This is a genomic window from Nocardia sp. CS682, assembly GCF_004634405.1.
Classification (GTDB): Bacteria; Actinomycetota; Actinomycetes; order Mycobacteriales; family Mycobacteriaceae; genus Nocardia; species Nocardia ninae.
This window is the reverse complement of record NZ_CP029710.1, coordinates 5,203,950-5,217,353: the sequence shown is the minus strand read 5'-3', so window position 1 is coordinate 5,217,353 and position 13,404 is coordinate 5,203,950. Positions and strand designations below refer to the sequence as shown.

Genomic DNA, 13,404 nt, shown 5'->3' with positions numbered 1-13,404 from the left:
ACAGACCTCATGGACGCGCCTCTCGCGGCAGGCCGAGCACGCGCTCGGCAATGATGTTGCGCTGCACTTCGTTCGAACCTCCGTAGATGGTGTCGGCGCGGGTGAACAGATACAGCCGCTGCCATTCGTTCAAGTCGTTCTCCTCGGCCACCAGGCCTGCGGGGCCGAGCACGGCCATGGCGAGTTCGCCGAGGCCGCGATGCCAGTTGGCCCACAACAGTTTCGCGACCGAGGCCTGTCCCCCGTCGTCCACGCCCGCGCCCTCCATCGTGCGGATGGCGTGCGCGCGCAGCACCCGCAGGCCGACCCAGGCCCGGTCGATCCGATCGGCGATGAGCGGATCGTCGGCGGCCCCGGTGCGGCGGGCCAGCGCCTCGACGTCGGCCAGCTCCCTGGCGAACCTGATCTGCTGGCCGAGGGTGGAGATGCCGCGCTCGAAGGTCAGGGTGCCCATGGCGATGCGCCAGCCCTCGCCCGGCGCGCCGACCACCAGGTCCGCGGCGGTGCGCGCGTCGTCGAAGAAGACCTCGTTGAACTCCGAGGTGCCGGTCAGCTGGATGATCGGGCGCACGTCGATGCCGGGCTGGCGCATCGGAACCAGCAGGTAGGACAGGCCCTGGTGGCGGACCGAACCGCGCTCGGTGCGGGCGATCACGAAGCACCAGTCGGCGACGTGGGCCAGCGAGGTCCAGATCTTCTGGCCGTTGATCGACCATTCGTCGCCGTCCAGCCGCGCCGTGGTGGTGATCGCGGCCAGGTCCGAGCCCGCGCCCGGTTCCGAATAGCCCTGGCACCACAGCTCGCTGACGGTGCGGATGCCGGGCAGGAAGCGGTCCTTCTGCGCCTGGGTGCCGAAGGCGAGCACGGTCGGTCCGAGCAGTTCCTCGCCGACGTGCGAAACCCGGGCGGGCGCGTTCGCTTTCGCGTACTCCTCGTGGAAGATCACCTGCTGGCGCACGGTCGCCTCGCGGCCGCCGTACTCCTTCGGCCAGCCCAGGCAGGTCCAGCCCGCGGCGGCCAGGTGCCGGTCCCAGGCCAGGCGCTCATCGAAGGCTTCGTGTTCCCGGCCGGGCCCGCCGAGCCCGCGCAACTCGCGGAATTCGCCGTTCAGGTTCTCCGCCAGCCACTCGCGCACCTCGGCGGCGAATCGCGCGTCTTGCGTCGCGGAAAACCGCCCGCCCGACGCGGCGGTGTCGGATTCTGAGGTCTGGATCGCACCCACGCCGGTAGGATAACCTACCAAGCACTTGCTTTGTAGGGCGCTCGCATAAGTGCCCGACACGGACGTAAGGACCACCGTGACAACCCCTGCTCTGACGACTCCGCTGGCGCTGCGGCATGCCGCGGCCACGTTCGGCACCGCCCCCGCCCTCGCCGACGGCGCGGTCCGGCTGGACTGGACGCAGCTGCTCGCGGCGGTCCAGGAGGTGGCGCGGGCGCTCATCGCGCGCGGCGTACAGGACGGTGATCGGGTGGCCATGTGGGCGCCCAACACCCACCACTGGGTCGTCGCGGCGCTGGCCGCCCACTACGTCGGCGCGTCGCTGGTGCCGTTGAACACCCGCTACGTCGCCGACGAGGCCGCCGACGTGCTGCGCCGGGTCGACGCCAGGGCGTTGTTCATCGCGGGCACCTTCCTCGGCCGCGATCGGCTCGCCGAATTGCGCGCGAGCGCACCGGAACTCGATATCGAAACCGTCATCGTCATCCCGGTCGAACCGGGCACCCGGACCAGCGACGAGACTGCGTTCGACTGGTCCGAGCTCGCCGGGGTCGCCGAGAAGGCCACGCCTGCCGAGGCAGAAGAGCGGGCATCGGCGGTCAGCCCCGAGGACACCTCCGACATCCTGTTCACCTCGGGCACCACCGGCCGCAGCAAGGGCACCGTGGTCGCCCATCGGCAGGCACTGTCGGTGGTGCGGGCCTGGGCGGAGTGCGCGACATTGCGCCGCGACGACCGGTATCTGGTGGTGAGCCCGTTCTTCCACAACTTCGGTTACAAGGCGGGCATCCTCGCCTGCCTGGTCACCGGGGCCGCGATCATCCCGCAGGCGGTGTTCGACGTGCCGGCCACCATGCGATTGGTGAGCGAGGAGGAGGTGACGGTGCTACCCGGGCCGCCGACCATCTATCAGACGATTCTCGACTACCCCGACCGCGACAAGTTCGACCTCAGCACGCTGCGGGTGGCCGTCACCGGGGCGGCGACCGTCCCGGTGGTGCTGATCGAGCGAATGCGCGCGGAGCTCGACTTCGATGTCGTCATCACGGCTTACGGCCTGTCCGAGGCGGCGGGATTCGGCACCATGTGCCGCGCGGACGACGACGCGGCGACCATCGCGGGCACCTGCGGCCGTCCGATCGCCGACTTCGAACTGCGCCTCGCGCCCAACGGCGAGGTGCTGCTGCGCGGGCCGAACGTGATGCTCGGCTACCTCGACGATCCCGCAGCCACCGCGGAAACCATCGATGCCGAGGGCTGGCTGCACACCGGCGACATCGGCACGCTGGACGAACGCGGATACCTGAAGATCACCGACCGGCTCAAGGACATGTACATCTCCGGCGGGTTCAACGTGTACCCGGCCGAGATCGAGCAGGCGCTCGCACGGTTGGACGGCATCGCCGAATCCGCCGTGATCGGGGTGCCGGACACCCGAATGGGTGAGGTGGGCAAGGCTTTCGTGGTCCGCAAGCCGGGCGCGACGCTCACCGAGGACCAGGTGCTCGCCCACGCCACCACCGTGCTGGCCAACTTCAAGGTGCCGCGGTTCATCGAGTTCCGCGACCAGCTGCCCTACAGCGCCGCCGGGAAAGTGCTCAAGCGTCAACTACGTGAGGAGATTTCGTAATGTCGGAACCGATCCCGGACGAGGGTGACGTCGTCACCTACGAGGTGCGCGGTCGCACGGCGATCGTCACGCTGAACCGGCCGGATTACCGCAACGCGCAGAACTCGGTGATGACCTACGCCCTCGACGCCGCGTTCGAGCGCGCGGTGGAAGACCCCGAGGTCGGCGTGATCGTATTGGCGGGCAACGGCAAACACTTCAGCGCCGGGCACGACATCGGCACCCCGGGACGCGATCACCACATCCGCTATCCGAACAAAGCGGCGCTGTGGTGGGACCACGTCGACAAGGTCGGCGGCGATCAGCGTTTCGCGCGTGAACTCGAGGTGTACCTCGGCATGTGCAGGCGCTGGCGGGAGATCCCCAAGCCGACCATCGCCATGGTGCAGGGCGCCTGCATCGCCGGCGGGCTCATGCTGGCCTGGGTGTGCGATCTGATCATCGCCTCCGACGACGCGTTCTTCTCCGATCCCGTTGTCCGGATGGGCATTCCGGGCGTCGAGTACTTCGCGCACCCGTGGGTGATGGGGCCGCGCGCGGCGAAGGAGTTCCTGTTCACCGGTGACCGGTTCGGTGCCGCGCAGGCCAAGGAATGGGGCATGGTCAACCGGGTCGTGCCGCGCGCCGAGCTCGAGGGCGAGACGCTCGCGCTGGCCGAAAAGATCGCCACCATGCCGCAATTCGGGCTCGCGCTGACCAAGAAGGCGGTGAACCAGGCGGAGGATCTGATGGGCATGCGCACCGGGATGGACTCGGTGTTCGGGCTGCACCACTTCGCGCACGCGCACAACGCGGAGGTCGGCGCCGACTCGCTGGGCGGTATGAACGCCAAAACGATGAAGGCGCAGGCGACCTCGACCGAGAACGGGGCGACGTAGTGGATCTCGATATTGATCAGGCGACCCAAGAATTCCAGGCCGAGGTCCGCGAGTTCCTCGCCGCCAACAAGCCTGCCCAGCCGCTGCCCTCGATGGACACCCAGGCCGGATTCGAGGCGCACCGGGCCTGGGAGCACACCCTCGCCGACGCCCGCCTCTCGGTGGTCGCCTGGCCCGAGGCGTACGGCGGCCGCGATGCCTCCCTGCTGCAATGGGTGCTGTTCGAGCAGGAGTATTACGCCGCGGGCGCGCCAGGTCGGGTGAGCCAGAACGGCATCTTTCTTTTGGCGCCAACGCTGTTCGAGCACGGCACCCCCGAGCAGCTCGACCGGATCATGCCGAGAATGGCCCGCGCCGACGACATCTGGGCGCAGGCCTGGTCCGAGCCGGAGGCGGGCAGCGACCTCGCGGGCATTCGTTCCACCGCCCGCCGCACCAACGGCGGCTGGCTGCTGAGTGGTCAGAAGACCTGGAGTTCCCGAGCGGCCTACGCGGACTGGGCCTTCGGCCTGTTCCGCAGCGACCCCGCCGCCGAGCGGCACAAGGGACTGACCTACGTCATGTTCCCGCTGTCCGCCGATGGTGTTACGGTGCGCCCGATTCCGCAGCTGGACGGTGAGCCCGGCTTCGCCGAGATCTTCCTCGACGAGGTGTTCGTGCCCGACCGAGATGTGATCGGCGAGCCCGGCGAGGGCTGGCGGGTGGCGATGAGCACGTCGAGCAACGAGCGCGGCCTGTCACTGCGCAGCCCCGGCCGGTTCAGCGCGACGGCCCAGCGGTTGATCGACCTGTGGCTCGACACCGGCGACCCGGCCAACACCGCGCAGCGCGACGCGGTGGTGGACGCCTGGATCGGCAGCGAGGCCTACCGGCTGCACACCTTCGGCACGGTGACCCGGCTCAACGAGGGCGGCAAGCTCGGCGCCGAATCATCGATCACCAAGGTGTTCTGGTCGGAGCTCGATATCGCCATGCACGAGACCGCGCTGGAGGTGCTCGGCGCGACCGCCGAGCGGTCCGGGCCGTGGACCGACGGCTATCTGTTCGCGCTGTCCGGCCCGATCTACGCGGGCACCAACGAGATTCAGCGCAACATCATCGCCGAGCGGCTGCTCGGACTACCGAGAGGGAGCAGCCGATGAGGTTCGCGCTCAGCCCCGAACAACTCGACTTCGGCACCAGCGTGCGCAAGCTGCTCGACGCGGGCCGCACGCCCGCCGCGGTCCGCAACTGGGCGTCCGGCGATCCGCGCCCCGGTCGCGCGCTGATCGGCCAGTTGGCCGGTGCGGGTGTGCTCGGGCTGGCCATCGCCGACGAGCACGGCGGTGTCGGTGCGGAGCCGATCGATCTGGTGGTGGCGTTCGTGGAACTCGGCCGCGCCGCCGCGCCGGGCCCGCTGCTGGAGACCGCCGCCGCGATACCCGCACTGCTGCAAGCACTTCCGGACAAGAGTCCGGCGCAACGCTGGCTGCCCGGCTTCGCCGAAGGTACCGCGCTGGGCACCGTCGCCTTCGCGTCGCCGGAGCAGGGCAGGGTGGCGTTGGACGCCGACAGCGCCGAGGTGGTGCTGATCGCCGACGGTGCTCAGGTGCACACCGCGCATCGGACGGGGCTGGTGCGGTCGATCGATCCGGCGCGCCGCCTGTTCAGTGTCGCGGCCGACGAGTCGATCGCCGAGGGTGACGCGGTGCGCGACGCCGTTGCCGTTGCCTTCGACACCGGTGCACTGGCCTGCGCGGCACAGTTGCTCGGCGCGGGTCGCGCGCTGCTGGACGCCGCCACCGGGTATGCCAAGCAGCGCAAGCAGTTCGGCAAGCCGATCGGTGAGTTCCAGGCCGTCAAGCAGAAGCTCGCGGATGTGCTGATCGGGTTGGATCTGGCCGAACCGCTGCTGTACCGCGCCGCGCTCACCATGGGCGAGGAAACGCGCGGCCGCGACGTCTCGGCCGCCGTGCTCGCCTGTGGCGACGCGGCGCACCAGGCCGCCAGGGCTGCCTTGCAGGTACACGGCGCGATCGGCTACACCGCCGAATACGACCTGTCGTTGTGGTTGACCAAGGTCACCGCGCTCCGTTCCGCCTGGGGCACACCGGATCTGCACCGGGCACGGATCGCCGATGCGCTGCGCGAGGCAGCCGTGCCGCAGCGAGGGACCGCATGACCAATACCGAACTGCAGGAGTTCACCGCCTCGGTGCGGGCGTTGCTCACCAAGCACGCCGGATCCGCCGCGGTGCGCGCGGCAATGGACACCGACCTCGGTTACGACCCGACGCTGTGGCGGCTGCTGTGTGAACAGATCGGGGTCGCGGCGCTGGCCATCCCCGAGGAACACGGCGGTATCGGTGCGAGCCTGGTCGAATCCCTGGTGGTGGTAGGCGAACTGGGCCGTGTCCTGGCCGGGGTGCCGATGCTCGGCTCCGCCGTCCTCGGCGTCCAGGCCGTGCTGCTGTCCGGCGACACGGCGGCGTGCGATCGGCTGCTGCCCGAGGTGGCGGAGGGTACCCGCACGCTCGCGGTGTGCTGGGCAGGCGAAAGCGGTTGGGACGAAACAGGAGTAAAGGAGTCCGGTGGAACCCTCACCGGCACCGCTCGCTATGTGCTCGACGGCCATACCGCCGACACCTTGATCGTGCTCACCTCGACGGGCTTCTTCGAAGTCGCCGCGACCGCGGCCGGGGTCGCACGGCGCGTCGTGCCCACCATGGACCCGACCCGCAAGCTGTCCGAAATCACCTTCACCGCAGCCGAAGCCCACCGCCTCGGTTCCGGTGATCCCGCGCCCGCCATTGCGCGGCTGCGCGAAATCGCTTGGGCCGCAGTGGCCGCCGAACAGGTCGGTGCCGCGGCACGCTGCCTGGAGATGACGGTCGAGTACACCAAGTCCCGGGTTCAGTTCGGTCGCCCGATCGGCAGCTTCCAGGCCCTCAAGCACCGCATGGCCGACATGTACGTGCTGCTGGAATCGGCCGAGTCCGCCTCGGCCGCGGCCGCCCTGGCCGTCTCGGAGAATGCCGCCACCGCCGCCGAAGACGTCTGGGTCGCTCGGCTGCACTGTTCGGCGGCGCTCAGCACGATCGTCGCCGAAACCGTGCAACTGCACGGCGGCATCGCCATCACCTGGGAACACGACGCGCAACTTTTCTTCAAGCGCGCGCACGGCACCGCCCAGTTGTTCGGCACACCCCGCCGCCCGGTCGCCCTCACCTCCTGAACACCCAGGTCACAGCCCCGGTACGTGCCGCGCACCGGGGCTGTGCCATGTCCGTGATCGAGTTCACGGGACATATATAGTTAGCTTATGTAATAATATTCTGGTGCAGCAGGCTCAGGTGAACACAGCGGATGACATCGTCGTCGATCTACTCGTTACCGCGGGCAGGCTCACTCGGCTGGCCGGGGTGATCAGCGGCGACGACCTGCCGCGGGCGGTGTTGCGGGCACTGGCGGTGCTCGACGAACACGGCGCCGTGCGGGTCAGCGAATTCGCCAGGATCGACCGCTGTTCGCAGCCGGCGGCAACGACGCTGATCGGCAGGCTGGTCGCGGATGGCTTCGCGACCCGGCGCAAGGACTCGGCGGATTCCCGGGCCGTCGTCGTCGAACTCACCCCGGCCGGGCGCAACCGGCTCACCCAGGCGCGACAGGCGTTCGCCGCCGCGCTCACCACGCGATTGGCCGGCTTCGACACCGAACGCCTCGCCCGCATGGACACCGATCTGAACGAACTGCTGGAGGCCCTGAAAAAGGCTACGTCACAGCACAATCCGATATAGAGGGAACATAGATGAGCACCTTGGCTCCCGCCCGCGCCGACGGCACGGACACCAGTGCGGCCACCCGCCAACCGAAAGCCGTGTGGGCCGTTGCGTTCGCGAGCGTGATCGCGTTCATGGGGATCGGGCTGGTAGACCCCATCCTGAAACCGATCGGCGAACAACTGCACGCCTCGCCGTCGCAGGTCTCGCTGCTGTTCACCAGCTACATGCTGGTCACGGGCGTGGCCATGCTGATCACGGGCGTGGTGTCCAGCCGGTTCGGTGCGAAGAAGACCCTGGTGGCCGGTCTGGCCATCATCATCGTGTTCGCGGCGCTGGCGGGCTTGTCGGACACCGTCACTCAGATCGTCGGCTTCCGCGCAGGCTGGGGTCTGGGCAACGCCCTGTTCATCGCCACCGCGCTGGCCACCATCGTCGGCGCGGCCAGCGGCGGCGTCGCCCGCGCGATCATCCTCTACGAGGCCGCGCTCGGCATCGGCATCGCGACCGGTCCGCTGCTCGGCGGCGTGCTCGGCGGAATCAGCTGGCGTGGACCGTTTTTCGGCGTCTCGGTCTTGATGGCCGTCGCGTTGGTCAGCATCGTCGTGCTGCTGCCCGAAGGCCCGAAACCGGCGCACCGCACCTCGATCGCCGCACCCTTCCTCGCGCTGCGGCATCGCGGCCTGCTGACCGTCAGCCTCACCGCGCTGCTCTACAACTTCGGCTTCTTCACCCTGCTCGCCTACACACCGTTCCCCCTGGACATGGGCACCTATGCGATCGGCTTCATCTTCTGCGGCTGGGGCGTGCTGCTCGCGCTGGCGTCGGTGTTCCTGGCGCCGCGGTTGCAGCGGCGGTTCGGTTCGCTGCCGATGATGGGGCTCGCGCTGGCGCTGTTCGCCGCGGACCTCGCGGTGATGGCCGCGTTCGCCGAGCACAAGCCGGTGCTGATCATCGGAACCGTGCTGGCCGGACTGTTCCTCGGGGTGAACAACACCCTGATCACCGAGGCCGTGATGATCTCCGCGCCGGTCGAGCGGTCGACCGCCTCGGCGGCCTACAGCTTCGTCCGCTTCGCCGGTGGCGCGGCCGCGCCGTATCTCGCGGGCAAGCTCGGCGAGCACAGCATCGCGCTGCCGTTCTGGGTCGGCGCCGCCTGCACCGCGGGCGCGGTGCTCGTCCTGCTGGCCGGTCGCGCGGCTCTCGCGCACATCGACGACCACGATCCGGCGCCGCACAGCGTCGCCGAGGCGCAGGCGATCACCGTCGGCGACTGAGTTTTCACCACACGGCTGCCTGAACCCGCGCACCGGGTTCAGGCAGCTGCTGTCTGTGCAGGCGGTCGCTCGCACCCTTGCTCGAGCCCGCTGCGGGAGTACCGTCGAATACTATGGGCGATGCGCAGCGAGGCCGGGTCAAGATCGAAACCAGCCAGAAGCGAGTGCGAGTATTTCTCGGCGGCCACCTGGTGGCCGACACTGCTCGGCCGGTACTGGTGTGGGAGGGCCCGCACTATCCGACCTACTACCTCCCGGTCGCGGATCTGCACGCGAAGCTCGAGCCGACCGGTAAGTCCCACCACTCCCCCAGCCGCGGCGACGCGACCGAGTACGACGTGGTCGTGGACGGCACCACCGCCACCGCAGCCGCGCTGCGCTACCACGATTCACCGCTGACCGAACTGAACGAGCTGGTGCGGCTCGAGTGGAGCAAGATGGACGACTGGTTCGAGGAAGACGAGCCGGTCTACGTCCACCCCCGCGACCCCTACTCTCGGGTCGACATCCTCGCCAGCTCCCGGCACGTACGCGTGGAGATCGACGGCGTCACCGTCGCCGACTCGCACTCCCCGCGCATCCTCTTCGAAACCGGTCTTCCCGCAAGGTATTACCTGCCGATGACCGATGTCCGGATGGATCTACTCCATCCGTCGGACACGCACACCAGCTGCCCGTACAAGGGCACCGCCGACTACTGGACCGTACGGGTCGGCGACAACGAATACCAGGACTATGTGTGGGGATACCGCACGCCGCTACCGGAGAGCCAGAAGGTCGCGGGTTTGGTCTGCTTCTACAACGAGAAGGTCGACACCTACGTCGACGGGGAACTCCAGGAACGCCCGCACTCGCCATTCAGCTGAGCCGGTCAACGGTAGCCGGTCAGGCCGTCCGCCAGTTCTTCGTCGTCGCCGTCGCGGTAGGCGTCGAGGGCCTGCTGTAGGGCGAAAGTTCCTTGGATGGTGGCTATTCGGGCGCCGAGATCGCTGTCCGACGAGTCGGTCAGTGCCAGCACGCCGCGCAGGACGTCCGCGCCGTAACCGCCGATCGCTGCGAAGTCCTCGGCCGGGTCACCGAGGCACACACCGTCCCAGTCGACGACGCCGCGCAGGACGGGCAAGCCGTCGACGTTGTCCCACAACAGGTTGTCGCCGCCGAGATCGCCGTGGACCACCGCGCTGGTCAGGTGTGGCAGCGAGCCGAGTGCGGACAACTCCCGCTCGGCACGCTCGCGACCCGAGCCGTGCATGAGTGGGTACAGCTCAGTGCGCACACCATCGGCGAACGCACGCCACCGGTCGAGGGATGCGGCCGGAAGCGACGCCCGGATCCGCGGATCGGTTCCCGCAGCGGCCAGTTTGCCGAGCAGGTCATGGCAGTGTCGTGCGACGGATTCCGCGACCGCCGAGTCGCGCAACGACTCCACGTCCAGAGGCGCACCCGCCACCTTCGTCATCACCAGGTAGGTGGCCGTGGCCAGGCCTGCCGCCGCCGGTGTCGCCGGTGTCGCCGCATCCCGCGGCGTGCCGACCGTCAGGCACTCCGGCACGGCCCCTCCGAGGTCGATGTGCGCCAGCGCCCGCAGCGCCGCGGCACACGCCGGAAGTCGGTGCGCGGCAGCGTCGGTCCGTGCGAATCGGACTACCCGCTCGGATCCGACGACCACGTAGTGGAACTGCCCCTCGCGAATCGTCACCTCGGACAGCCGATCTCCGGGCAACAATCGCTCCAACAGTTCCCCGTGCGCCTCGATAAGCCCCGTCATCGCCACCCGTCGACCTAACCATCTCGCGCCGGTCGGCGGCCATTGGTTATCGCTCGGCCTCGCATACCGGCACGCCGCTCATCGCACGGCTTTCGACGTCGCGCATACCGACTCGCAAGAGGTGTGCGGCGGCATCAGACCGCGACGAGTGGCGGCTTGTCCTCGGCGCGCCGGTATTGGCCCGGGGCGAGGCCGTATTCGCGCTTGAATGCCTTGGCGAAGGCGAATTCGGAGGTGTAGCCGACCTTTCGGGCCACCGTGCCCAGGGGGGCGTCGGTGTCGCGGAGCAGGCGGGCGGCGGTGAGCATGCGCCAGCGGGTGACGTAGGCCAGCGGCGGTTCGCCGACGGTGGCGGTGAAGCGGCGTGCGAGGGTGGCTCGGGAGACGCCCGCGACGCCGCTGAGATCGGGGACGGTCCAGGACCGGGCGGGCTCCTCGTGCACGGCACGCAATGCTGCGGCTACCGCCGGGTCGGCGAAAGCGCCTGCCCAGCCGGTGGATCGGTCGTTGGACTGTTCGTCCAGCCAAGCACGCAGGATGAAGAGCAGCAGTGTTTCGAGTAGCGCCGGAACGGCGGCGTCGCTGCCCGGGCGCGGTTCAGCGATCTCGGCAGCGAGCAGATCGACGGCGCCGCGTAGGGCCGGATGCCTGCCGGGGCGGGCAGGCAGGTGGATGAACTCGGGCAGTTCGTCGAGCAGGGGGTGGCTGCGCTTCTTGCCGAGTTCGTATGCGCCGCACAGCAATGCGGTGCGCACCCCAGGCCCGGTGAGCTCCCTCGGCTCGCCCACCTGTGCCAGCTCGGTGACCGGACTGTCGAGACTGTCCACCAGGTCGTGGTCGGCACCGCGGGGCATGAACACGACGTCGCCGACGCCGAGTGCCAGCGGCGCGCCGGTCGGCGGCACCAGCCAGCACGAACCTTGCAGCACGACATGGAAACCGGCGCCGGGCACCACGGGGTAGCGGCGGCCCCACGGGGCGTGCCGGATGAACAGCCCGGAGGTCGGGCTGCCGGTGCGGATGGCCGCGATGGTTTCGCTGAGGATGTCCACTCGAACACCATAGCGCTTCTTGTGTGAGCGTTTGAGATATATCAGCGAGCAATACGGCCATTGGTTTACTCATCGCTGGATCATAAGTTTGTGTCATGACATCGACGAACAGCACCGAGACCATCGCCGTCTACGGCGCCACCGGCACCACCGGCGGCTACGTCCTCACCGAGCTGCGCAGGCGCGGCCTCACCCCGATCCTGGTGGGCCGCAACGCGGCTCGGATCCAGGCCGCCGCGGCGGCGGCGGACCTGCCGGACGCGCAGATCCGGGTCGCCGAGCTCACCGACCACGACGCGCTGGTGACCGCGTTCACCGGGGCCGACGTGGTGATCAGCAGCCTGCCCGCCTACGTGACACACGGGCCCGCGGTGCTGGCGGCGGCGATCGACGCCGGGGCGCACTACACCGATATGTCCGGCGAGCAGCTGTTCCTGAAGCAGGTGTTCGACGAGTTCGGACCGCGGGCCGAAGCAGCCGGGGTGACCCTGGTTTCCGGCGTCACCGACAGCAATCTGCCCGGCGACCTGCTCGGTTACCTGACCACCCGCCGGGTGGCAGGCCCGGCCGAGGTGGTGCTCAGCCATCTGAGCAAGAGCGGCGGCAACGGCTCCAAGGGCAGCGCGAAGACGGTGTTCGCCAGCCTGGACTGGTTCCGCAGCGGCGGCTGGAACTACGCGGACGGCGAATTGCGCACCGGCGCAACGGCTCGGCACGCCGAGATGACCTTCCCGGGTGACACCCAGCCGACCGCCGTCGCGAAATTCCCGCAGCCGCCGGTACTTACGATCCCGCGCCATTCGGATGTCTCCTACGTCGAGGGCGTGCTCGCCACCTCGATTCTGGACACGCTGAGCGGGTTCACCGAGGAGATCATCGACACGCTGCCCGACGCACCCAGCGCGAATCTGCGCTACGACCTGGTGGTCGACGCGTTCGGCGCGGACGGTCGCACGGCCCGCGGCGTGGTGAGTGGTGTGCACTCCTACCGTGATTCGGCGCTGATGGCGGTGGAGGTCGCCGTCCGGCTGGCCGACGGCACCGCAAAGCCGGGAGCGCTGGCGGTGGCCGAGGCCTTCGATGCCGCCGAATTCCTCGACACGCTCGCGCCTTTCGGCATCACCTGGCGCATCGAGGAGCGCTGATCCCGCTGTACGGAAGGTGCCGCAAGGGCGCCTTTTTCGGGCGAGTGACGGGGCTTGAACGCGGGACCTCCTGGACCACAACCAGGCGCTCTGCCGACTGAGCTACACCCACCGTGGTGTTCGGCTACGGTAGCGCGGCGGTCCGCCTCCGGTCACCTGATTTTCACCGCGGCCGTCCGGCGCCATCGGCTACAAATCAGGCATAGTCGAACGATGACCGACAATCGTCCCCCGCTCGCCGCAGCCCTCGATCTGGCGCCACACCCGGAGGGTGGTTGGTTCCGCGAAACCTGGCGCAGCGCCGTGGAATTCGAGCCGAAGGGCTATGAGGGTGCGCGCGCCAGCGCCACCGCGATCCACTTCCTGCTGATGCCGGGCGAGCAATCGGCGCCGCACACGGTCCGCTCCGACGAGCTGTGGCTCTGGCACCGCGGCGGACCGCTGGTGCTGAATATCGGCGGCGAGGAGGTCGTGCTCGGGCCCGATGTGGAGCACGGTCAGGTGCTACAGGCGGTGGTGCCGGGCGGGGTCAGCCAAGCCGCCCGACCGGCCGGCGACGAATACGTGCTGGTGAGCTGCTTCGTCTCCCCGGGTTTCGACTTTGCCGACTTCCAGATGGACTGAACGCCGCACGAGTTCGGCGACGCGGGCGGTCCGTGAGTTCAGCGACGCCGA

Annotated in this window: 13 protein-coding genes; 10 read left to right on the top strand and 3 right to left on the bottom strand. The window is 69.0% G+C overall.

Going from position 1 to position 13,404, the window contains the following annotated elements; translation table 11 throughout:
• Positions 1-7: 7 nt before the first annotated feature.
• Positions 8-1,213, bottom strand: coding sequence for an acyl-CoA dehydrogenase family protein (locus DMB37_RS23565; protein ID WP_370465420.1), 1,206 nt, complete (start codon positions 1,211-1,213; stop codon positions 8-10).
• Between the two features lie 85 nt (positions 1,214-1,298).
• Here DMB37_RS23565 and DMB37_RS23560 point away from each other — a divergent pair, with 85 nt between their 5' ends.
• From DMB37_RS23560 to DMB37_RS23525, 8 genes are all read left to right on the top strand, one after another.
• Positions 1,299-2,852: a FadD3 family acyl-CoA ligase gene (locus tag DMB37_RS23560; RefSeq protein WP_135234553.1), complete on the top strand. Its 1,554-nt coding sequence runs from the start codon at positions 1,299-1,301 to the stop codon at positions 2,850-2,852.
• On the top strand, positions 2,852-3,730 hold the full coding sequence (locus DMB37_RS23555; RefSeq protein ID WP_135234552.1) for an enoyl-CoA hydratase: 879 nt from the start codon (positions 2,852-2,854) through the stop codon (positions 3,728-3,730). Before DMB37_RS23560 ends, DMB37_RS23555 begins: the two co-directional genes overlap by 1 nt.
• On the top strand, positions 3,730-4,872 hold the full coding sequence (locus DMB37_RS23550; RefSeq protein ID WP_135234551.1) for an acyl-CoA dehydrogenase family protein: 1,143 nt from the start codon (positions 3,730-3,732) through the stop codon (positions 4,870-4,872). Before DMB37_RS23555 ends, DMB37_RS23550 begins: the two co-directional genes overlap by 1 nt.
• Positions 4,869-5,891, top strand: a complete 1,023-nt coding sequence (locus DMB37_RS23545) for an acyl-CoA dehydrogenase family protein (RefSeq protein WP_135234550.1) — start codon at positions 4,869-4,871, stop codon at positions 5,889-5,891. The genes DMB37_RS23550 and DMB37_RS23545 overlap by 4 nt, the downstream gene beginning before the upstream one ends.
• Positions 5,888-6,943 carry an acyl-CoA dehydrogenase family protein gene (locus DMB37_RS23540; protein ID WP_135234549.1) on the top strand — a complete coding sequence of 352 codons (1,056 nt, stop codon included), beginning with the start codon at positions 5,888-5,890 and terminating at the stop codon, positions 6,941-6,943. The genes DMB37_RS23545 and DMB37_RS23540 overlap by 4 nt, the downstream gene beginning before the upstream one ends.
• A gap of 118 nt (positions 6,944-7,061) precedes the next feature.
• Positions 7,062-7,505, top strand: coding sequence for a MarR family winged helix-turn-helix transcriptional regulator (locus DMB37_RS23535; RefSeq protein WP_240771634.1), 444 nt, complete (start codon positions 7,062-7,064; stop codon positions 7,503-7,505).
• An 11-nt stretch (positions 7,506-7,516) separates the two neighbouring features.
• Complete coding sequence (locus DMB37_RS23530; RefSeq protein WP_135234547.1) at positions 7,517-8,764, top strand: MFS transporter; 1,248 nt, start codon at positions 7,517-7,519, stop codon at positions 8,762-8,764.
• A gap of 113 nt (positions 8,765-8,877) precedes the next feature.
• A complete protein-coding gene (locus tag DMB37_RS23525) occupies positions 8,878-9,630 on the top strand; it encodes a DUF427 domain-containing protein (RefSeq protein ID WP_135234546.1) in 753 nt (250 codons plus the stop codon).
• 5 nt (positions 9,631-9,635) lie between these two features.
• Here DMB37_RS23525 and DMB37_RS23520 read toward each other — a convergent pair whose 3' ends face one another.
• Entirely contained in the window at positions 9,636-10,532 is an 897-nt protein-coding gene (locus DMB37_RS23520) for a phosphotransferase family protein (RefSeq protein WP_135234545.1), read from the bottom strand.
• Positions 10,533-10,666: 134 nt separating this feature from the next.
• Positions 10,667-11,584 carry an AraC family transcriptional regulator gene (locus tag DMB37_RS23515; protein WP_135234544.1) on the bottom strand — a complete coding sequence of 306 codons (918 nt, stop codon included), beginning with the start codon at positions 11,582-11,584 and terminating at the stop codon, positions 10,667-10,669.
• Between the two features lie 95 nt (positions 11,585-11,679).
• On the opposite strand from DMB37_RS23515, the gene DMB37_RS23510 reads away from it, so the two are divergent.
• Positions 11,680-12,729, top strand: a complete 1,050-nt coding sequence (locus tag DMB37_RS23510) for a saccharopine dehydrogenase NADP-binding domain-containing protein (protein ID WP_135234543.1) — start codon at positions 11,680-11,682, stop codon at positions 12,727-12,729.
• Positions 12,730-12,942: 213 nt separating this feature from the next.
• A complete protein-coding gene (locus tag DMB37_RS23500; protein ID WP_135234542.1) occupies positions 12,943-13,353 on the top strand; it encodes a cupin domain-containing protein in 411 nt (136 codons plus the stop codon).
• The last annotated feature ends 51 nt before the right edge of the window (positions 13,354-13,404 follow it).

Excerpts from the sequence above, each read along its gene's own strand:
- DMB37_RS23555 (WP_135234552.1), top strand. The coding sequence starts at position 2,852 with ATGTCGGAACCGATCCCGGACGAGGGTGACGTCGTCACCTACGAGGTG.
- DMB37_RS23545 (WP_135234550.1), top strand. The coding sequence starts at position 4,869 with ATGAGGTTCGCGCTCAGCCCCGAACAACTCGACTTCGGCACCAGCGTG.
- DMB37_RS23540 (WP_135234549.1), top strand. The coding sequence starts at position 5,888 with ATGACCAATACCGAACTGCAGGAGTTCACCGCCTCGGTGCGGGCGTTG.
- DMB37_RS23530 (WP_135234547.1), top strand. The coding sequence starts at position 7,517 with ATGAGCACCTTGGCTCCCGCCCGCGCCGACGGCACGGACACCAGTGCG.
- DMB37_RS23525 (WP_135234546.1), top strand. The coding sequence starts at position 8,878 with ATGGGCGATGCGCAGCGAGGCCGGGTCAAGATCGAAACCAGCCAGAAG.
- DMB37_RS23520 (WP_135234545.1), bottom strand. The coding sequence starts at position 10,532 with ATGACGGGGCTTATCGAGGCGCACGGGGAACTGTTGGAGCGATTGTTG.
- DMB37_RS23510 (WP_135234543.1), top strand. The coding sequence starts at position 11,680 with ATGACATCGACGAACAGCACCGAGACCATCGCCGTCTACGGCGCCACC.
- DMB37_RS23500 (WP_135234542.1), top strand. The coding sequence starts at position 12,943 with ATGACCGACAATCGTCCCCCGCTCGCCGCAGCCCTCGATCTGGCGCCA.